This is a genomic window from Massilia genomosp. 1, assembly GCF_011682185.1.
GTDB classification, from domain to species: Bacteria; Pseudomonadota; Gammaproteobacteria; order Burkholderiales; family Burkholderiaceae_D; genus Telluria_A; species Telluria_A rubra.
On the sequence record NZ_WHJF01000032.1, the window covers coordinates 27,466 to 44,902 of the forward strand.

General features: G+C 63.1%; 22 protein-coding genes. 6 read left to right on the top strand and 16 right to left on the bottom strand.

The annotated features are described in order from the left end of the window. Positions 1-3 precede the first annotated feature (3 nt). From fdx to F1735_RS14375, 9 genes are all read right to left on the bottom strand, one after another. Positions 4-345 (bottom strand): ISC system 2Fe-2S type ferredoxin, encoded by a 342-nt coding sequence (gene fdx, locus F1735_RS14335; protein ID WP_167237563.1) that lies wholly within the window; start codon positions 343-345, stop codon positions 4-6. A gap of 55 nt (positions 346-400) precedes the next feature. Then, complete coding sequence (gene hscA, locus F1735_RS14340; protein WP_167237564.1) at positions 401-2,290, bottom strand: Fe-S protein assembly chaperone HscA; 1,890 nt, start codon at positions 2,288-2,290, stop codon at positions 401-403. A 158-nt stretch (positions 2,291-2,448) separates the two neighbouring features. Next, positions 2,449-2,964 (bottom strand): Fe-S protein assembly co-chaperone HscB, encoded by a 516-nt coding sequence (gene hscB, locus F1735_RS14345; RefSeq protein WP_167237565.1) that lies wholly within the window; start codon positions 2,962-2,964, stop codon positions 2,449-2,451. Between the two features lie 22 nt (positions 2,965-2,986). Further along, positions 2,987-3,310: an iron-sulfur cluster assembly protein IscA gene (gene iscA / locus F1735_RS14350; RefSeq protein ID WP_167237566.1), complete on the bottom strand. Its 324-nt coding sequence runs from the start codon at positions 3,308-3,310 to the stop codon at positions 2,987-2,989. 24 nt (positions 3,311-3,334) lie between these two features. Next, entirely contained in the window at positions 3,335-3,724 is a 390-nt protein-coding gene (iscU, locus tag F1735_RS14355; RefSeq protein ID WP_099876445.1) for a Fe-S cluster assembly scaffold IscU, read from the bottom strand. A 28-nt stretch (positions 3,725-3,752) separates the two neighbouring features. After that, on the bottom strand, positions 3,753-5,009 hold the full coding sequence (locus F1735_RS14360; protein WP_166886401.1) for an IscS subfamily cysteine desulfurase: 1,257 nt from the start codon (positions 5,007-5,009) through the stop codon (positions 3,753-3,755). 19 nt (positions 5,010-5,028) lie between these two features. Continuing rightward, positions 5,029-5,511, bottom strand: coding sequence for a Fe-S cluster assembly transcriptional regulator IscR (gene iscR, locus F1735_RS14365; protein WP_166876672.1), 483 nt, complete (start codon positions 5,509-5,511; stop codon positions 5,029-5,031). A gap of 185 nt (positions 5,512-5,696) precedes the next feature. Beyond that, positions 5,697-6,326 carry a hypothetical protein gene (locus tag F1735_RS14370; RefSeq protein WP_167237567.1) on the bottom strand — a complete coding sequence of 210 codons (630 nt, stop codon included), beginning with the start codon at positions 6,324-6,326 and terminating at the stop codon, positions 5,697-5,699. A gap of 43 nt (positions 6,327-6,369) precedes the next feature. Next, the gene (locus tag F1735_RS14375; protein ID WP_167237568.1) at positions 6,370-7,152 is read right to left on the bottom strand and encodes a uracil-DNA glycosylase family protein; all 783 of its coding nucleotides are present in this window, start codon (positions 7,150-7,152) and stop codon (positions 6,370-6,372) included. Positions 7,153-7,316: 164 nt separating this feature from the next. Between F1735_RS14375 and F1735_RS14380 the strand changes: the two genes are divergently transcribed. Together F1735_RS14380 and F1735_RS14385 are read left to right on the top strand one after the other, a co-directional pair. Continuing rightward, positions 7,317-7,745 (top strand): CBS domain-containing protein, encoded by a 429-nt coding sequence (locus tag F1735_RS14380; protein WP_167237569.1) that lies wholly within the window; start codon positions 7,317-7,319, stop codon positions 7,743-7,745. A 384-nt stretch (positions 7,746-8,129) separates the two neighbouring features. After that, entirely contained in the window at positions 8,130-8,342 is a 213-nt protein-coding gene (locus F1735_RS14385; protein ID WP_167237570.1) for a DUF2970 domain-containing protein, read from the top strand. A 7-nt stretch (positions 8,343-8,349) separates the two neighbouring features. On the opposite strand, the gene maiA is transcribed toward F1735_RS14385, so the two are convergent. From maiA to F1735_RS14400, 3 genes are read right to left on the bottom strand one after another with little or no spacing between them, the layout of a single operon-like run. Further along, positions 8,350-8,994 carry a maleylacetoacetate isomerase gene (gene maiA / locus F1735_RS14390; RefSeq protein ID WP_167237571.1) on the bottom strand — a complete coding sequence of 215 codons (645 nt, stop codon included), beginning with the start codon at positions 8,992-8,994 and terminating at the stop codon, positions 8,350-8,352. Beyond that, entirely contained in the window at positions 8,991-10,016 is a 1,026-nt protein-coding gene (locus tag F1735_RS14395) for a fumarylacetoacetate hydrolase family protein (protein ID WP_167237572.1), read from the bottom strand. The genes maiA and F1735_RS14395 overlap by 4 nt, the downstream gene beginning before the upstream one ends. A gap of 8 nt (positions 10,017-10,024) precedes the next feature. Continuing rightward, on the bottom strand, positions 10,025-10,567 hold the full coding sequence (locus tag F1735_RS14400) for a VOC family protein (protein ID WP_167237573.1): 543 nt from the start codon (positions 10,565-10,567) through the stop codon (positions 10,025-10,027). Between the two features lie 87 nt (positions 10,568-10,654). On the opposite strand from F1735_RS14400, the gene F1735_RS14405 reads away from it, so the two are divergent. The 4 genes from F1735_RS14405 to F1735_RS14420 all read left to right on the top strand — a co-directional run bounded on the left by F1735_RS14405 (position 10,655) and on the right by F1735_RS14420 (position 13,185). Further along, on the top strand, positions 10,655-11,587 hold the full coding sequence (locus tag F1735_RS14405; protein WP_167237574.1) for a LysR family transcriptional regulator: 933 nt from the start codon (positions 10,655-10,657) through the stop codon (positions 11,585-11,587). A 117-nt stretch (positions 11,588-11,704) separates the two neighbouring features. Then, entirely contained in the window at positions 11,705-12,271 is a 567-nt protein-coding gene (locus F1735_RS14410) for a gamma-glutamylcyclotransferase (RefSeq protein WP_167237575.1), read from the top strand. Between the two features lie 202 nt (positions 12,272-12,473). Beyond that, entirely contained in the window at positions 12,474-12,776 is a 303-nt protein-coding gene (locus F1735_RS14415; protein ID WP_167237576.1) for a class I SAM-dependent methyltransferase, read from the top strand. A 1-nt stretch (position 12,777) separates the two neighbouring features. Beyond that, entirely contained in the window at positions 12,778-13,185 is a 408-nt protein-coding gene (locus F1735_RS14420; RefSeq protein ID WP_167237577.1) for a PaaI family thioesterase, read from the top strand. Positions 13,186-13,265: 80 nt separating this feature from the next. Here F1735_RS14420 and F1735_RS14425 read toward each other — a convergent pair whose 3' ends face one another. The 4 genes from F1735_RS14425 to F1735_RS14440 form a co-directional block, all read right to left on the bottom strand. Then, entirely contained in the window at positions 13,266-13,520 is a 255-nt protein-coding gene (locus F1735_RS14425; protein WP_167237578.1) for a hypothetical protein, read from the bottom strand. Between the two features lie 35 nt (positions 13,521-13,555). Further along, on the bottom strand, positions 13,556-14,686 hold the full coding sequence (locus tag F1735_RS14430) for a PA0069 family radical SAM protein (protein WP_167237579.1): 1,131 nt from the start codon (positions 14,684-14,686) through the stop codon (positions 13,556-13,558). A 105-nt stretch (positions 14,687-14,791) separates the two neighbouring features. Continuing rightward, complete coding sequence (locus F1735_RS14435) at positions 14,792-15,574, bottom strand: tRNA-uridine aminocarboxypropyltransferase (RefSeq protein WP_373888524.1); 783 nt, start codon at positions 15,572-15,574, stop codon at positions 14,792-14,794. Next, complete coding sequence (locus tag F1735_RS14440; protein ID WP_167237580.1) at positions 15,571-17,151, bottom strand: methyl-accepting chemotaxis protein; 1,581 nt, start codon at positions 17,149-17,151, stop codon at positions 15,571-15,573. Before F1735_RS14440 ends, F1735_RS14435 begins: the two co-directional genes overlap by 4 nt. Positions 17,152-17,437 lie beyond the last annotated feature (286 nt).

Here is a 17,437-nt window from a genome sequence, read left to right on the forward strand (position 1 = left end):
CGATCAATGGTTCTTTTCAGCCGCGTGATTGATCGTGTACTTCGGAATCTCGACCACCAGGTCTTCGGTTCCCACGATCGCCTGGCACGACAGGCGCGAGACGCTCTCCAGGCCCCATGCGCGGTCGAGCAGGTCTTCTTCTTTTTCTTCGGGCTCGTTGAGCGAGGCATAGCCTTCGCGCACCAGCACGTGGCAGGTGGTGCAGGCGCAGACGCGGTCGCAGGCGTGCTCGATTTCGATATCGTTCTCGAGCATGATGTCGCACACCGACTTGCCGGCGGGCGCCTCGATGACGACGCCTTCAGGGCAGAAGACGGGATGGGGAAGGAATACGATTTGGGGCACGGTGATTGTCCTGGTAGTGTGTTCATGGGACCCGGCAGTGCCGGGTCCGGGGCGTTCAGACTTCGTCGAGCGTTTTGCCGGCCAGCGCGCTGCGCACGCTCTGGTCCATGCGGCGCGACGCGAATTCTTCGGTGCCGTGAGCCAGCGCGTCGACCGCGGCGTGCAGGGCAGCTTGCTTTGCCGCCGGCTCGCCGTCGTCGATGTTCGATGCGGCCAGCGCGGCGCGCACGCTGTCCATCAGCGTGTCGACCGAGCCGCGTTCGTCGGCGCAGAGCAGCGCGGCGTCGCCATCGAGGGCCGACTGCGTGGCCAACAGGATGCGCTCGGCCTCGACCTGTTCTTCGCGCAGCGCGCGCAGCACCATGTCGCCTTGCGCCGAGGTGTACGAATCCTGCAGCATGCGCGCCACTTCATCGTCGGCCAGGCCGTACGATGGCTTGACCGTGATCGACGCTTCCACGCCGGAACGCGTTTCGCGCGCCGACACCGACAGCAGGCCATCGGCATCGACCTGGTAGGTGATGCGGATGCGCGCGGCGCCGGCCACCATGGGGGGAATGCCGCGCAGCTCGAAGCGCGCCAGCGAACGGCAATCGGACACCAGTTCGCGCTCGCCCTGCAGCACATGCACCGCCAGCGCGGTCTGGCCATCCTTGAAGGTGGTGAATTCCTGCGCGCGGGCGCACGGAATGGTCGAATTGCGGGGGATGATCTTTTCGACCAGGCCGCCCATGGTTTCGATGCCGAGCGAGAGCGGAATCACGTCGAGCAGCAGCCAGTCGTCACCGGCGGCGCGGTTACCGGCCAGCAGGTTGGCCTGGATCGCGGCGCCCAGCGCCACCACTTTGTCGGGATCGATGTTCGCGTGCGGGATGGTCTTGAAAAATTCGGTCACCGCGCGCCGCACGTGCGGCATGCGGGTGGCGCCGCCAACCATCACCACGCCATCGACATCGTCGACCGATACGGAAGCGTCGCGCATGGCTTTTTTGATCGCGGTCATGGTCTTGTTGACCAGGTGCTTGGTGATGTCGGCAAAGACTTCAGCGCTGATTTTCACCTGCACGATCTCGCCGGAGTTGAGGATGGCGTCGATGGTGGTGCCGGCGTTGGTCGACAACAGTTCCTTGGCCTGGCGCGCCTTGACCATCAGGATGGCCGTGTCTTCGTCCGACAAGGGGGCCAGCCTGGCTTGCTCGCAGATCCAGCAGAACAGGCGGTGATCGAAATCGTCGCCGCCCAGGGCCGAATCGCCGCCCGTGGACAGCACTTCGAACACGCCCTTGGACAGCTTGAGGATCGAAATGTCGAAGGTGCCGCCGCCAAGGTCGTAGACGGCGAACACGCCTTCGGAGCCGTGGTCGAGCCCGTAGGCGATCGCCGCCGCGGTCGGTTCGCTCAAGAGGCGCAGCACGTTCAGGCCGGCCAGCTGGGCCGCGTCCTTGGTAGCCTGGCGCTGGGCGTCGTCGAAATAGGCGGGCACGGTGATGACCGCACCGACGAGTTCGTCGCCGAGCGAGTCTTCGGCGCGCTGGCGCAAGGTGGCCAGGATCTGGGCCGAGATTTCAACCGGGCTTTTGATGCCGGCCACGGTCTTGATCTGCACCATGCCGGGCGAATCCTGGAAATCGTAAGGCAGGTTTTCGGCGTAGGCGATGTCGGCCAGGCCGCGCCCCATGAAGCGCTTGACCGAGACGATGGTGTTCTTGGGGTCGGTGGTCTGGTGGGCCTGGGCCTTGTAGCCGATGTTGGCGTGGCCGTTCGGCAGGTAGCGCACGATGGACGGCAGCAGCGGTCGGCCTTCTTCGTCGCTCAACACTTCGGGACTGCCGCTGCGCACGGTGGCGACCAGCGAATTGGTGGTGCCCAGGTCGATGCCGATGGCCAGCCGATGCTGGTGCGGCGCGGTCGACATGCCGGGTTCTGAGATTTGCAAAAGTGCCATGTGATTACCGATTTCTTTTTATATGCCAAGGCCAGCGTCGTTCCCGCGCAGGCGGGAACCTAAGTCCGTCAATCAGCCTGCGGCTTCAGTACCAACTTGGGTTCCCGCCTGCGCGGGAACGACGCGGGCACGTATGGCGCAAGCGCTCAAAGGCGTGTCTATTGCTCAAGCGCGTCGAAGGCAAAGCTGAGTTCTTCAGCAAATTTTTCCAAAAACATCAGCGCCCTCACCCCCTGCGCCGCCTGTTCGTAATCGCCCGCGTCAAGCTGCTCGCCGATCTGGACCAGGCGCGCTTTGCGCTCCTGCTTGACCTGCCCGTCGAGTTCTTCCAGCGCGCCGAGGTCCTTGCCCGCGCGCGCGTCGCCGAGCGCCTCGCGCCATTCCATCTGCTGCATCAGGAACGCCATCGGCATGGCCGTGTTCGACTCCGTCTGCAGGTCGACGCCGTTCTGCTCGCACAGGTACTGGGCGCGCTTCTGCGGGTTTTTCAGGGTCTGGTAAGCCTCGTTGGCGCGCGTGGCCCATTGCATGGCGACCCGCTTTTCGGCGTCGGTGGCGTTGACGAAGCGGTCCGGGTGGACCTGGCCCTGGACGTCGCGGTAGGCGCAATCGAGGGCGCCCGTGTCGAGCGAGAAACGGGGCGGCAGGTTGAAGAGATCGAAGTGATTCTGCATGGGTGCGGCTACCTGACCGCGGTCAGATGCGGAAGCTTTCGCCGCAACCGCACTCGTCCTTGACGTGCGGATTGTTGAAGCGGAAGCCTTCGTTCAAGCCCTCGCGCGTGAAGTCGAGCTCGGTGCCGTCGATGTACGGCAGGCTTTTCGGGTCGACAAAGACCTTCACGCCATGCGACTCGAAGACATTGTCTTCGGCCGCCGCTTCATCGACATATTCGAGCTTGTAGGCCAGGCCCGAGCAACCCGTGGTGCGCACGCCAAAACGCAATCCAACACCCTTGCCGCGACGTTCAATAAAGCGGTTGATGTGCCTGGCTGCTTTTTCGGTCAGTGTGATTGCCATGTTTCCCTCCGCGTGTGACGGCGCTTAAGCGACAGCCGGATGCTTGGTCTTGTAGTCCAACACGGCCGCCTTGATCGCGTCTTCCGCCAGGATCGAGCAGTGAATCTTGACCGGCGGCAGTGCCAGTTCTTCGGCGATCTGGGTGTTCTTGATCGACAGCGCCTGGTCCAAGGTCTTGCCCTTGACCCATTCGGTCACCAGCGACGACGAGGCAATCGCCGAGCCGCAGCCGTAGGTCTTGAATTTGGCGTCTTCGATCAGGCCATCGGCGCCGACCTTGATCTGCAATTTCATCACGTCGCCGCAGGCTGGCGCGCCGACCATGCCGGTGCCGATCGTTTCGTCGCCCTTGTCGAAGGCGCCGACGTTACGTGGATTTTCGTAGTGGTCCAACACTTTGTCCGAGTATGCCATGGTAAAACTCCTTCAATATTCAATACGGTTAGTGGGCTGCCCATTGGATCGAACTGATGTCGATGCCTTCTTTGAACATGTCCCACAGCGGCGACAGTTCGCGCAGCTTGTGGACTTTCGACTTGAGCAGGTCCACTGCGAAGTCGATGTCGGCTTCGGTCGAAAAACGGCCGATGGTAAAGCGGATCGAGCTGTGCGCGAGCTCGTCGCTGCGGCCCAGCGCGCGCAGCACGTACGATGGTTCCAGGCTGGCCGAGGTGCAGGCCGAACCGGACGACACGGCGATATCCTTGATCGCCATGATCAGCGATTCGCCCTCGACGTAATTGAAGCTCACGTTCAGGTTGTGCGGCACGCGGTGTTCCATGTCGCCATTGATATAGACTTCTTCGATCTCTTGCAGGCCCTTGGCGAGGCGGTCGCGCAGGGCGGTCACGCGCGTCAGTTCGCTGTCCATCTCTTCTTTTGCGATGCGGAACGCTTCGCCCATGCCGACGATCTGGTGGGTCGCCAGGGTGCCCGAACGCAAGCCGCGCTCGTGACCGCCGCCGTGCATCTGCGCTTCGAGGCGCACGCGCGGCTTGCGCCGCACGTACAGGGCGCCGATGCCTTTCGGGCCGTAAGTCTTGTGCGCGGTAAAGGTCATCAGGTCGACCTTGCTGTTGGCCAGGTCGATCTGCACCTTGCCGGTCGCTTGCGCGGCGTCGCAGTGGAAAATGATGCCTTTCGAGCGGCACAGCGCGGCCAGTTCTTCGATCGGCTGGATCACGCCGATTTCGTTGTTGACCAGCATGACCGACACCAGGATCGTGTCCGGACGGATCGCCGCTTCGAGCTGGGCGACCGTGATCAGGCCATTGTCTTGCGGCTCGAGGTAGGTGGCGTCGAAACCGACGCGTTCGAGTTCGCGCACGGTGTCGAGCACGGCTTTATGCTCGGTCTTGACGGTGATGATGTGCTTGCCGCGGGTCTTGTAGAACTGGGCCGCGCCCTTGATCGCCAGGTTGTTGCTTTCGGTCGCGCCGGAAGTCCAGATGATCTCGCGCGGATCGGCGCCGACCAGCGCGGCGACGTGTACGCGCGCTTCCTCGACCGCCGCTTCCGCGGTCCAGCCGTACATGTGGCTGCGCGACGCCGGATTGCCGAACTGCTCGCGCAGGTAAGGAATCATCTTGTCCGCGACCCTCGGATCGATCGGCGTGGTTGCCGAATAGTCCATGTAGATCGGGAAATGCGGGGCAGTCACGAAAGTCTGCTCGAGGTTTTTGTCCAAAGGCGCGTTCATCAAATCACTCCAATATGCTTCAATTTTGTCCGACGGCGGCGTGCGGGCGGTGTACATGCACGACGTTTTGTTCAGAATTCTTTTGCTTTTGCTGGTCGACCAGGTCTTGCAGCGAGACCGAATCGAGATAGTCGACCATCTTTTCGTTGAGCGTGGCCCACAGCTCGTGGGTCATGCAGCGGGTGCCGGTGGCCGCATCGGCGCCGTGACAATTTTCTTTGCCGCCGCACTGGGTCGCGTCGAGCGGCTCATCGACGGCGATGATGATGTCGGCTACCGTCACTTTGTCGGCGCGGCGGGCCAGGCTGTAGCCGCCGCCGGGACCGCGGATCGACTCGACGATCTCGTGACGGCGCAGCTTGCCGAACAATTGCTCAAGATACGAGAGCGAAATGGCCTGGCGCTGGCTGATGCCCGACAGCGTGACGGGGCCCTTGCCCTGTCGCAGGGCAAGATCGATCATCGCAGTTACAGCAAAACGGCCTTTTGTGGTCAGACGCATCACAACCCCGGTCACAGTGGTAAAATATTGCCTCGTTTCAATCAACACAGGTCGATGCAGACTGCATGAAAGACCTGATTACTTGATCGAATTAGTCAAGTATACCAAAGATGGGACATCTTGTCTTGCAACGTCCATTTTTCCCGCCCGTTGTTGCGGGTGTGGAGCGCAGTGATCGCAGCAGCTTACTTGTTCGGTCCGCAGTTGGGAGTCTCGTTGATCACCATCGGCACCACTTTCGCCTTCCCCTCCGACATGTCAATCCGCCCCAGCGTCACCGAGCAGGAAACGCCATCCACATCGGTTAACAACTCATAATCATTGCCCGGCTCGGGAACGAAGGAGAAGGTCGGAGAACGGCGGCAGACGACGCCTTCGGAGCGCCTGTCGTACACATCACCAGCCTGGAAGGCGACTGGCTCGCCTGGCGCCAACGCATATTCCCTGTAGAACGCCTGACTCCACCACGATCCCGTGCGCGTCTTCATGCGTTCCAGTGTTGGCGTTTCCGGAATGCCGATCGAGACTGCGGTTTTACTGCGGAACATGCCGGTCTGCCTGCTCGTGTTGCTGGAAGCGGTCACGCTCTCGCCGTCCGCGCACGTGCGGTTGCGGTAGAAGCGCACGTCCACCTTGGCGTCGTCGATGATGCGGATGCGCGTATGCCCCCGTACTTTGCGGGCGGCCCGGCTCGCCGGGGCCGATTGCTCGGCCGGCGTCGCCTGCTCGCCCGGCGCCGCCGCATCCTGGGCGGCGCTGGCCAGGCCGCCGCTGCCCAAACTTAAGAAGCCAATCGCCAGCAAAAGCTTGTTCATCTCATGCATTCCTTAAAGGCAGGCTAGCAACAAGTCCTGCGGGTCAGTGACCAGCGGCGCGCAGCAACTGCATCGGCCCGAACAGCTCCTGCATGCCAGCGTGCTGGATGAATGACAAATTATACGGATGCTCGGAACTCAATTGCGGAAAAGTCTTAGTTTCCGGCAATTTTTGTAGTTGTTCCGCAATTTTCCCCCACAAAACCAGGGTTGGCTTGGGTTCGCGGCCCGCCAGCGCCGCCATGACGGTTTGCAGGAACGGCAGCCAGGCGCGCGCATCGATCAGCGGAGGCACGTGCGCGCGGAACACTAGTGAGGCGTTAAGCAGCAGAAAGCCCTGGCGGGTCAGATTGTGCTGCAATTCGGCCAGGGTCTGGATGCTGCCGCTATCGGCCGCCGCCGCTGCGGCCGCCACTGGCGCCAGCGCGGCGCCGCCGGTGTCGTCGGCGTTCAACTGGCCATCGGCCACCAGCAACAGTTTCATGAAATTGCGCAGCGAGGTCGCCTTGTTGACCGGCTTGGACAACCCGCTCTCGCACCACAGTTTTCCGACAGCGCCATCCATGAAGCAGACGCCGGTCGCGCTCTCGGCGCGCGGATACGGCCCCTCGCCCACCAGCACGTAGTACACCTGCTCGAGCGGCAGTGCAAAGGCGGCGAACAGGCGCTGTTCGGTCGGCAGGTAGGTATCGGCAGCCAGGGTCGGCAGGTACAGCGGCTCGGCGCGCATGACCGCTTCCAGTCCCTGGCGCAGGATCGGCTGCCAGGACAGGGCGGCACGCGAGACGGCGTCGAGGATGGCGGGAGGAATGGGTTGGACGGACATCGGAACCTGCCGGTAAAAAGGAGGATTGTAGCCGACAGCGCTCCCGGCGCCGTTCCGGAAGATGCAATTTCAACCACGCGGCCCATTTTTCGGAAAACGTGCATGATGCTGCCAACCCGATTGGGATGAATAGCAACTTAACAATTTTAGCTTTGGAGACCCAGATGCAAACCATTCAAGATGTCATGACCCGCGATGTTCAACAAGTTTCGCCGGAAGACAGCGTACACCGCGCTGCACAGATCATGAAAGAATTCAATATCGGCTCCGTGCCGGTCGTCGACGGCGGCAAGCTGGTCGGCATGATCACCGACCGCGACATCACCGTGCGCTCGACCGCCGCCGGCAAAGCGCCGGAAACGAGCCGCGTGGGCGATTCGATGAGCACCGAAGTGCGCACCTGCTACGCGACCCAGTCGGTCGACGAGGTGCTGACCCAGATGGGCGACGTGCAGATCCGCCGGGTACCGGTCGTGGACCAGCAATCGCACTCGCTGGTTGGCATTGTGTCGCTGGGCGACATGGCAACCAAGCAAACGAGCGGCATCGGCCAAGCCTTGCAAGAAATTTCGTCGCCAACCGACGCAAAATAAGCCAGGTTGACGCTTGCTGTGGGCGGGGCCGTGCGCCTCGCCCACAGCAACACCCGCGCCGACGCATACGAGTGCGCCTGGCTCGGCAAAGTACCCTTTGGCGCCAGCCACATGCCCTGCGACACCCCCCCCCTCCCCCGTATCACGCCGCACTGCGCCCCATTGCTTCGAGCGCGCCGACCCCTTGCTTGATCATACTTGTCCTCCCGGCATGGCGAGCGCAATCGGCCCGCCTGTGTATAGGACCGCGCCGGCGCCGGCTTGGTTCCCGGGTTTTGATATGGTCTTGCGCGCCGGTCTGCTCCTGTTGCGCGCACGGCGCAGCGGCTATGCTCGACGGAATCGGGGCGCTTGCCTCGCGCGCCGTATCGAAAGGGGAACAACATGCTTGACAAAAATCCTGTCCAGGCCACCGAACGGTCTTTTTTCGCGACCCTGGCGGCGATTGCCTGGTCCTTCGTCGGCCTGCGCCGCAAATCGGATTTCGACCGCGACGTGACTGCGCTCAATCCCGTGTATGTGATCCTGGCCGGCCTGGTCGGGGTGGCGCTGCTGATCGCCACCCTGGTCGGCGTGGTGGCCTTCGCCACCCTTTGATCACGCCTTACTCGGCGTCGGGCTGGCGCGCCGGATGCGCCTCGGCGAATGCCGGCAAGGCCGCGCACATGGCGTCGATGCGGACAATGGTGGGATACGGCGCCAGATCCACATGGAAACGGCGCGCGTTGAACACTTGCGGCACCAGGCAGCAGTCGGCCATGGTCGGCGCATCGCCGTGGCAAAACCGCCCGGTGTCGCGCGAATTGGCCAGATGGGCTTCAAGCGCGGCCATGCCCTCGCGCAACCAATGCACATACCACTCGGTCTTGGCTTCTTCCGACAAGCCGACCTGATGCACCAGATGGCGCAGCACGCGCAGATTGGTCAGCGGATGGGTGTCGCAGGCTACCATCAGCGCCAGCGAGCGCACGCGCGCCCGGCCCAGCGCGTCGCGCGGCAGCAGGGGCACTTGCGGATGCACCTCTTCCAGGTATTCCAGGATCGCAATCGACTGCGTCAGGGTGGCGCCCTTGTCCTGCAAGCTCGGCACCAGCCCGCTCGGATTGATGGCCAGATACTCGGGCGCCAGTTGCTCGCCGCCATTGCGCAGCAGATGCACGGGAATGGCCTCGTAAGCGACCCCTTTCAGGTTCAGCGCGATGCGCACCCGGTACGCCGCCGAACTGCGGAAATAGGTGTACAGCTTCATGGCTGGCGCTCCTGGTAGACGGTCACGGTCTGGTCGATGGCACCGAAGATGCTGGCCCCGGCGGCATCGAACATCTCGATACGCACGCTGTCGCCGAATTGGAGGAACGACGTTTTGGGTGCGCCATGCTCGATGGTTTCATACATGCGCACTTCAGCCAGGCAGCAGTAGCCGACCCCGCCGTTGTCGATGCTCGACCCATGCAGGTTGCCCTGCTTGTTCGATACCGTGCCCGAGCCGATGATGGTGCCGGCCGCCAGTTCGCGCGTTTTGGCCGCATGTGCCACCAGTTGCGCGAAGTTGAAGGTCATGTCGTCGCCCGCGTTCGGCTTGCCGAAGGGCTTGCCGTTGATCTGCACGTTCAGCGGCAGGCGTAACTTGCTGTCTTGCCAGGCCTCGCCCAGTTCGTCAGGCGTGACGCACACCGGCGAAAACGCGCTGGCCGCTTTCGACTGGAAAAAACCGAAGCCCTTGAGCAATTCGTTCGGAATCAGGTTGCGCAGCGACACGTCGTTGACCAGCATCACCAGGCGCACGGCCCCGGCGCTGCGCTCGACGCCCGCCCCCATCGGCACGTCGCCCGTGATGACGGCCACTTCCGCTTCGAGGTCGATGCCCCACTCTTCGGACAGCGCATAAATCGGGTCGCGCGGGCCGATGAAGGAATCCGAACCGCCCTGGTACATCAGCGGATCGGTGTAGAACGATGCCGGCACCTCGGCGTTGCGCGCTTTTCGAACCAGTTCGACGTGGTTGATATAGGCCGAACCGTCGGCCCACTGGTAGGCGCGCGGCAACGGCGAATGGCACAGGGCCTGGTCGAAAGGCTGGGCATCCCAGCTCGCGTTCTCGTTCAGGGAGACGTAGACGCCCTGCAAGCGTTCGACCACATCGTCCCAGTTGTCGAGCGCGAACTGCAAGGTAGCGGCGATCTTGGGAACCTTCTGGTAGCGCGACAGGTCGCGGCTGACGACGACCAGCGCGCCATCACGCCCGCCTGTTTTTAGTGTTGCAAGTTTCATGTGTGCCTTTAGTGGTGGTCCGCTGCGGGTTTTTCGTGCATCCAGGCAGCGTGTTTCGGCGCCTTGCGGGTCTGCGACCACTCGTTGAGCATGTCCCATTTGACGGCGTCGAGCTGTTGCAGCATCTCGGGCGTGGCCGTATTGACGGCCAGTTCCAGGCGGTGTCCGTTCGGATCGAAGAAATAGATCGACTTGAAGATGGTGTGGTTGGTCGGCCCGATGACGTCGATGCCGTCCGCTTCGAGGCGCGTCTTGGCAGCGAGCAACTCATCCATGGAGCCGACTTCCAGGGCCAGGTGCTGGACCCAGGCCGGGGTGTTCTCGTCGCGGCCCATCGGCGCCTGGCTCGGCAGCTCGAAAAAGGCCAGCACATTGCCCATGCCGGCATCGAGGAACACGTGCATGTACGGGTCGGGCGCGCCGGTCGACGGCACCTGGTCTTCGGCAATGGCCAGCACGAAGTCCATGTTGAGGTACTTCACGTACCACTCGACTGTCTCTTTGGCATCCTTGCAGCGGTAAGCTACGTGGTGAATCCTGGTGATTTTCATGCTCGCTCCCCTGTTGATTGTTCTATTAGAGTGCAAAACGAACTATCATTCAAACAATATTTTCAACGCGACTTATCAGATAAACCTATGAATCCCACCTTGCGCCAGATGCGCGCTCTTGTCGCGCTTGCCAAGACGGGCAGTTTCACCCTGGCGGCCGCGTATTTGCACGTGACCCAGGCGGCGCTGTCGGGCCTGATCAAGGAGCTGGAACTGACCCTCGGCGTGCGCGTGGTCGACCGCAGCACGCGCCGGGTCGCCCTGACCGAGGTCGGACGCGAGCTGACGCCCCTGTTTTCCAAGATGATCGACGACCTCGACGGCGCACTGCGCGATATCGCCAGCCAGACGCGGCTGAAAAAGGGGGTGGTGCGGATCGCGGCGCCGCAATTGATGTCGTGTACCCTGCTGCCGCAAGTCATCGCCGCTTATCGCAAGCTGTATCCGGAAATCCAGGTGCGCCTGGTCGATTGCGCGGTCGAGAACGTGACGGCGCGCGTGTTCAGCGGCGAGGTCGACTGCGGCATCGGGCCGGAGCGCGATCCGACCGCGCAGATCGAGGCGGCGGTGCTGTTCGAGATGCCCTTCGTGCTGGTGTTTCCGCAGCAGCATGCGCTGGAGCGGCGCGAACGGGTGACGTGGTCGGACCTGGCGGCACACCCCTTCATCTCGCTGCAAGGGCAGTTCACCGAGCGCCTGCTGAGCGACATGCATCATTCGCTGCGCGAGGTACCGCTCAATCCCGTCAACGAAGTCACCTTCATGACCACCGCGCTGGCGATGGTCAGCGCCGGCCTGGGCGTGACCGTGTGCCTGCCGTATGCGGAGCCGCTGGTGCGCCTGCACCAGTTGCACATGCGCCAGCTGCACGAGCCGGAACTGACGCGGCGTTTTTTTGTCTACACGCGTGACAAACGCTCGCTCTCGCCGGCGGCCGACAGTTTTATCGCCTTCCTGTTCAAGTTCGTCGAGTCGCACAACTGGAACATTCCGCTGGTGAATGCTCAGCCGGCGCCGTAGACAGTGGACGGATGGCCGCGAGCGAACCGGCAGTGACGCAGGCGGCGCTGACGCCGGTCGCTGCACCGATGACGCACCGCCCCTATAATTGATGCTCGCGTCCAACGGAACCTGCCCATGTCCTTTAACACCATCGCCATCAACCAGCGCATGGATCAATTCGACGGCCACCATCGCGTGTGGCTGTTCGGCTACGGCTCGCTGATCTTCAAGGCGGACTTTCCGTACATCGAGCGCCGCCCGGCCACCATTCGCAATTGGACCCGGCGCTTCTGGCAAGGTTCCCACGATCACCGCGGCACCGAAACAGCGCCAGGCCGCGTCGCCACCCTGGTGGCCCAGCCGGGGGCGGTCACCGCCGGCATGGCCTACCTGATCACGCCCGACGTGTTCACCCACCTGGACCACCGCGAAAAGAACGGCTACCGGCGCCTGGCGATCGAGATCGGCTTCGACGACGGCAGCAGCGAGCTGGGGCTGGTGTACATCGCGACCGAGGACAACGCGGCCTTCCTTGGTGAAGCCAGCGAGCGTGACATTGCCCGTCAAATCGCGCGCTCGCACGGCCCGAGCGGCGCCAACCGCGACTACCTGATCGACCTGGCGCACGCGCTGCGCGAACTGGGCATGGAAGACGCGCATGTGTTCGACATTGAGCGGCATTTGATCGGAATGAGCGACTAAGCGCGGGAAGCAGGCACGCAAGAAAAGCCCCCGGATGGCCAGCACTATCCGAACAAATCGAGCTGGGATGCACACAAAACATGATCACTTACTTGGCACATGGGATATTATTTGCCAATATTGCAAAAAAATTAAAACGAAACGTTTTGATGTGGGCAGTATCCAGATCAAAAAACGGGGGGGGCAAGTGTAGGGCGGATGCTTGTCGCGGCAAACGGAAATCCTGGCAGCTTCCGACCGCGTGCTTAGCCTGCTCAACGTTCGCAATGACAAGCTCGATTATGCCCGCATCTGTCGGGAATGGGTCCAGCGGATCGAGGCCGCCAAACCCGAGCTGATCGCGATGGTCGGGGCGGATAAGACGAATGAATATGTCCCATACCTGCGTATGCCGGCAGCGGCATTCGCGCGGCAACAGTTCGGCTTGTTGCGCTTGACATTCCGCTCGTACGCCAACGCATGCCCCCCCGATTTCCACGGTTCTTACCGTTTTCTAAGAGGTTGACATGCCCGACATTCACGAAATTGCACGCGAAATCTTTGAAGCCCAGCCGTTCAGCCAATTCCTGGCAGCCAAGCTCGTCAGCACCGGGCCGACTGAAGCGGAAATCCGCATCGACATCACTGACAATCTGAAACAGCAGCACGGTTTCGTGCATGGCGGGGTGGTCAGCTACCTCGCCGACAACGCCATTACCTTCGCTGGTGGCGTAGCGCTCGGCGGCAATGCCCTGACATCCGAGTACAAGATCAACTACGTCAGACCCGCCACGGGAACGCATCTGATCGCTCGCGCCCAGGCAAAGAGCGTCGGAAAGCGCCAGGCCGTTTGCTCGGCGGAGATCTATGCGGTGCAAGACGGGGTGGAGAAAATCTGCGCTATCGCACAAGGCACCGTGGTGCGCAGTGACTAGCTGGCACTTGCTCGTGGACGCGGGAACCTGATCCGATCCATGCGTTCGCACAGCTAGCCAGGGTCTTATTTGAGAGTACATTATGCCGGTGCGGCAGCCCTCGCCGGCACAACAATATGGACATTCCAATGAAGCACGAAACACAAGTGGCTCTCATCCACCAGCTGTTCGCCCTGCGAGAACGCGGCCGCCAACAGGACAATGCGATATTCTCTGCGACAGGCGATGATGGCGGCGCCGGGCGCATTGCGCCACGCGTGCGCCGTGTCGCCCTGCATGCGCCAGGTTGACGCACGCATGGCGCAATGCGGCCGCTGGCCTTTTACGCCCAGCACGCCTGTTGGCGTTGTTGTGCTGCTGATAGCGCAGCTCAGGAAAACAAATCCAGCTGGCCGGTGGCGTTGCCGCATTGTTTGGGCTTGGCCGGGGGAACGACGATCGGCTTCTTGAAGCGTGACGTGTCCAGCTCGCCAAACCGCCCGCTGGTCAGGTTCATGCCCAGCCGCTCCACCGCCTTGACGAAACGCTGGCGTATCAGATCGGCCCAGACGCCCTCCCCGTGCATGCGCTTGCTGAAGTCGCTGTCGTAGTCTTTGCCGCCGCGCATTTCGCGCACCCGGTTCATCACCCGCTGCGCCCGCTCGGGAAAGTGTGCCTGCAGCCATTCCTGGAACAGGGGATTGACCTCCAATGGCAGTCGCAGCACGACGTAGTGCGCGCTCACGGCCCCGGCGTCGCGCGCCGCTTCCAGCACGCGTTCGAGCTCGGGCTCGGTGACGAAGGGAATCACCGGCGCCACGCTGACCCGCACCGGGATGCCGGCGTCGGTCAGGCGCCGGATCGTGCGCAAACGCCGCGCCGGCGCCGCCGCGCGCGGCTCGAGCGTGCGCGAGATGGCAGGGTCGAGCGTGGTGAGCGTGACGGCCGCAATCGCCTGGTTCTTGGCCGCCATGGCCCCGATCAGGTCGATGTCGCGCTCGATCAGCGAGGACTTGCTGATCAGCGCGACCGGATGCTCGCAGTCGTGCAGCACTTCCAGCACGCGCCGGGTAATGCCCAGCCCACGCTCGCACGGCTGGTAGGCGTCGGTGTTGACGCCGACCGCGATCGGCTCCGGCACGTAGGACGGCCTGGCCAGCTCGCGCCGCAGCAGCTCGGGCGCGTTGACCTTGGCGAACAGGCGGCTTTCGAAGTCCAGCCCCGGCGACAGGCCAAGGTAGCTGTGGGTCGGCCGCGCAAAGCAGTAAATGCAGCCGTGCTCGCACCCGCGATAGGGATTGAGCGACACATTGAAGGGAATGTCGGGCGAGCTGTTGCGGCTCAGGATGGTCCTGGCGAATTCGTCGGTGACCTGGGTGCGGAACGGCGCCGGCGCGTCGTCCTCGTCGGCATGCACCCAGCCGTCGTCAAACCGCTCGCGCGCATTGACCTCGTAGCGGCCCTGCAGGTTGGTGACGGCGCCGCGCCCCTTTTGCGCCGCCAGCGGGCGCGGCGGGAGCATGACGCTTTCTTCAAAGTCCTTGTCGCGATCGGTCACCGGAGCACCCATTTAACTGTATAAACATACAGTATTCTACGCCGGTGATGCGGCTTTTTCAAGCAGCGTTCAAAGCCGGCCTTGATGTAGCACAAACGTGTCGATCAAGTCATCGAAAGCGCGGCTCAGCGGCAGGAACTTATCGTGGTCGCCGTCGATCTCACCCAAGGCATGACACGTCGCTTCCAGGGTCGAGAGCTGGTCAGGGGCGTGCGCCTTGCGGATGCGGTAACGCGAGGGCGGCATGTCGCTCAGCGGCAGGCGTGGCAAGGCATGCAGCAGGGGATTACGGTACAGCATCTTGCGGCTTTTGCGCCAGGTGCCGTCGAGCACGACAAGCAGCAGTTTGCCAGGCGCGCCTAGCAGCCCCGACGGCAGTGGCGGCGGCGTCGGCATGCCCAGCGAGCGGTCGTCCGGCGTGTCGGGATAGAGCAACACAGCCTGCCGGCCTTCCACGTCCAGCAGCGCGGACAGTTGCGCCGGGTCGAATACCTCGCCGGCGACCAGCGTGCTGCCGGCCACGCTCAGGTGCAGCAGGCGCGCACTGCCCTTGGCGTTGCGCACTTCCAGCGGGTGCTGCAGGATCAGCAAGCGCACCTCGCTGGCGACCGGACGAATCCAGCGGCAGATGCACGCCGCCGCCGGTCGCGTACACAGGGCGCACATGCTACGCCGAACCGGCGCGGCTTGCCCGTGCGCGGGAGCGGCTTGTTCCGCCTGAAGCACGGGCGTGGCCTGCGCCTGTGCTGGCGCGGCCACGGCGTGCCCCGGCTGAAGCACACTTGCGCCCTGCCCCTGCCCCTGTCCAGGCGCCGGGTCGGCGCCGCCGCGTCGCTGCGGACCGGCGTTCACCGGCCCGCCAGCGCCAGCGCGCGCCGTCCGCCCGTCGGCTGGCCGAGCTTGAACACGCCGACCACCTGCGACAGTTGCGCCGCCTGGTCCTGCATCGCCGCCGCCGCCGCCGCGGCCTGCTCGACCAGCGCCGCGTTCTGCTGGGTCACCTGGTCCATCTGGGTCACCGCCAAATTGACCTGTTCGATGCCGTCGCGCTGCTCGTCGCTGGCGCTGGTGATGTCGTTCATGATGCGCGTCACGCGGTTGATGCTCGTCACCACTTCTTCCATCGTCTTGCCGGCCTGGTCCACCAAACGCGTGCCGTTGTCGACCTTGCTGACCGAGTCGCCGATCAGTTGCTTGATCTCTTTCGCGGCCGCCGCCGAACGTTGCGCCAGGATGCGCACTTCGGAGGCCACCACCGCAAACCCGCGCCCCTGCTCGCCGGCCCGCGCCGCTTCCACCGCCGCATTGAGCGCAAGAATATTGGTCTGGAAAGCAATCCCGTCGATCACGCCGATAATCTCGACAATCTTGGTCGACGATGCATTGATCGAACTCATCGTCGCCACCACGTCCGACACCACCGTGCCGCCACGGATCGCCACCGCGGCCGCGCTGATGGCCAACTGGTTCGCTTCGCGCGCGTTGTCGGCGTTGAGCTTGACGGTGGAGGTCAGCTGGTCCATGGCCGAGGCTGTTTCTTGCAGTGAACTGGCCTGGTCTTCGGTGCGCGAGGACAGATCCAGGTTGCCGCTGGCAATCTCGCGCGAGGCCGTGCCAATGGCGTCGGTGCCGCTGCGTACCTCGCCGACGATATCGACCAGGCTATCGTTCATGCGCTTGAGCGATTGCATCAGTTGCCCGGTTTCGTCGCGGCTGTCGATCGCGATGCGGCTGGTCAGGTCGCCCGAGGCCACCGTTTCGGCGACCCGCACGGCAGCCCGGATCGGCCGCGTGATGGTACCCGTGATCCATATCGCGCAGGCAATCCCGATCAGCATGGCAATCGCGCCCAGGCTGATGAGCAAGGTGCGCCCGCTCGCGTACTGGACGGCGATCGCGGCGGCGGTGCTGTCGAGCACAGCGCGCTGCTCGCCGGACAGGCTGGCCAGCGCCGCCAGGTAGGTTTCGCGTTTTTGCGCCATGTCGGTGTCGAACGTGGCGGCCGCGCCAGCCATGTCGCCGGCCGCTTTGAGCTGGAACACACTGGCCCGCGCCGCCGTGTAGGCCTTGCGCGACTCCAGCACTTGCTCCAATAGCGCCCTGGCGCGCGCGAGCTTGATGCTCTCGCCCAGCATGGTCTGGATTTCGGTGGCGCGCGCGGACGAGCGCTTCATCTGCTCTTCCACTTTTTTCTGGTCGGCCGGATCGCTCACCTTCCAGGCCGTGGTGGTGCGCGCGGCGTTCACTTCAATCACCTTGGCCCACTCGTCGATCAGGCGCTCGTTGCGCACGGTGTCGTTCAGCATGGTGTCGGTCATCACACTGGCCTGCTGCATGCGCCCTACCCCGATGCCGGTCAGGGCTACCAGGAACAACAGAACGATGGCGAAACCGAGGGTCAGGCGGATTCCGATACTGAGATTTTTCATGAGGGCGAAGGGCGCGGGGCCTGGATTTGACGGCGTGCCAATGCTAACACCGGCGATCTGCTATTGCGAGAACAATTTTTCCCATAGGAAATGTTTCTCTGGCCGCTACCCTGCGTGCGCCAGCCCGCAGCGTCGCTAGATTGCCACATTCCCTTGCGACAAAGCCCCCGTTTGCACGATCGACATGAGCAAGCAGGCAAGGAAGCGTGCATCCAGTGACTTTTTTTCACGCCTCCTGCTCCGAGTTGACATTCCGGTATTGCTCCAGAAAAACTCCCTGCATAGA

Bases quoted from the DNA above. Each gene is read 5' to 3' on its own strand.
- hscA (WP_167237564.1), bottom strand. From the start codon at position 2,290: ATGGCACTTTTGCAAATCTCAGAACCCGGCATGTCGACCGCGCCGCAC.
- hscB (WP_167237565.1), bottom strand. From the start codon at position 2,964: ATGCAGAATCACTTCGATCTCTTCAACCTGCCGCCCCGTTTCTCGCTC.
- iscA (WP_167237566.1), bottom strand. From the start codon at position 3,310: ATGGCAATCACACTGACCGAAAAAGCAGCCAGGCACATCAACCGCTTT.
- iscU (WP_099876445.1), bottom strand. From the start codon at position 3,724: ATGGCATACTCGGACAAAGTGTTGGACCACTACGAAAATCCACGTAAC.
- F1735_RS14360 (WP_166886401.1), bottom strand. From the start codon at position 5,009: ATGAACGCGCCTTTGGACAAAAACCTCGAGCAGACTTTCGTGACTGCC.
- iscR (WP_166876672.1), bottom strand. From the start codon at position 5,511: ATGCGTCTGACCACAAAAGGCCGTTTTGCTGTAACTGCGATGATCGAT.
- F1735_RS14370 (WP_167237567.1), bottom strand. From the start codon at position 6,326: ATGAACAAGCTTTTGCTGGCGATTGGCTTCTTAAGTTTGGGCAGCGGC.
- F1735_RS14375 (WP_167237568.1), bottom strand. From the start codon at position 7,152: ATGTCCGTCCAACCCATTCCTCCCGCCATCCTCGACGCCGTCTCGCGT.
- F1735_RS14380 (WP_167237569.1), top strand. From the start codon at position 7,317: ATGCAAACCATTCAAGATGTCATGACCCGCGATGTTCAACAAGTTTCG.
- F1735_RS14385 (WP_167237570.1), top strand. From the start codon at position 8,130: ATGCTTGACAAAAATCCTGTCCAGGCCACCGAACGGTCTTTTTTCGCG.
- maiA (WP_167237571.1), bottom strand. From the start codon at position 8,994: ATGAAGCTGTACACCTATTTCCGCAGTTCGGCGGCGTACCGGGTGCGC.
- F1735_RS14395 (WP_167237572.1), bottom strand. From the start codon at position 10,016: ATGAAACTTGCAACACTAAAAACAGGCGGGCGTGATGGCGCGCTGGTC.
- F1735_RS14400 (WP_167237573.1), bottom strand. From the start codon at position 10,567: ATGAAAATCACCAGGATTCACCACGTAGCTTACCGCTGCAAGGATGCC.
- F1735_RS14405 (WP_167237574.1), top strand. From the start codon at position 10,655: ATGAATCCCACCTTGCGCCAGATGCGCGCTCTTGTCGCGCTTGCCAAG.
- F1735_RS14410 (WP_167237575.1), top strand. From the start codon at position 11,705: ATGTCCTTTAACACCATCGCCATCAACCAGCGCATGGATCAATTCGAC.
- F1735_RS14420 (WP_167237577.1), top strand. From the start codon at position 12,778: ATGCCCGACATTCACGAAATTGCACGCGAAATCTTTGAAGCCCAGCCG.
- F1735_RS14430 (WP_167237579.1), bottom strand. From the start codon at position 14,686: ATGCTCCCGCCGCGCCCGCTGGCGGCGCAAAAGGGGCGCGGCGCCGTC.
- F1735_RS14440 (WP_167237580.1), bottom strand. From the start codon at position 17,151: ATGAAAAATCTCAGTATCGGAATCCGCCTGACCCTCGGTTTCGCCATC.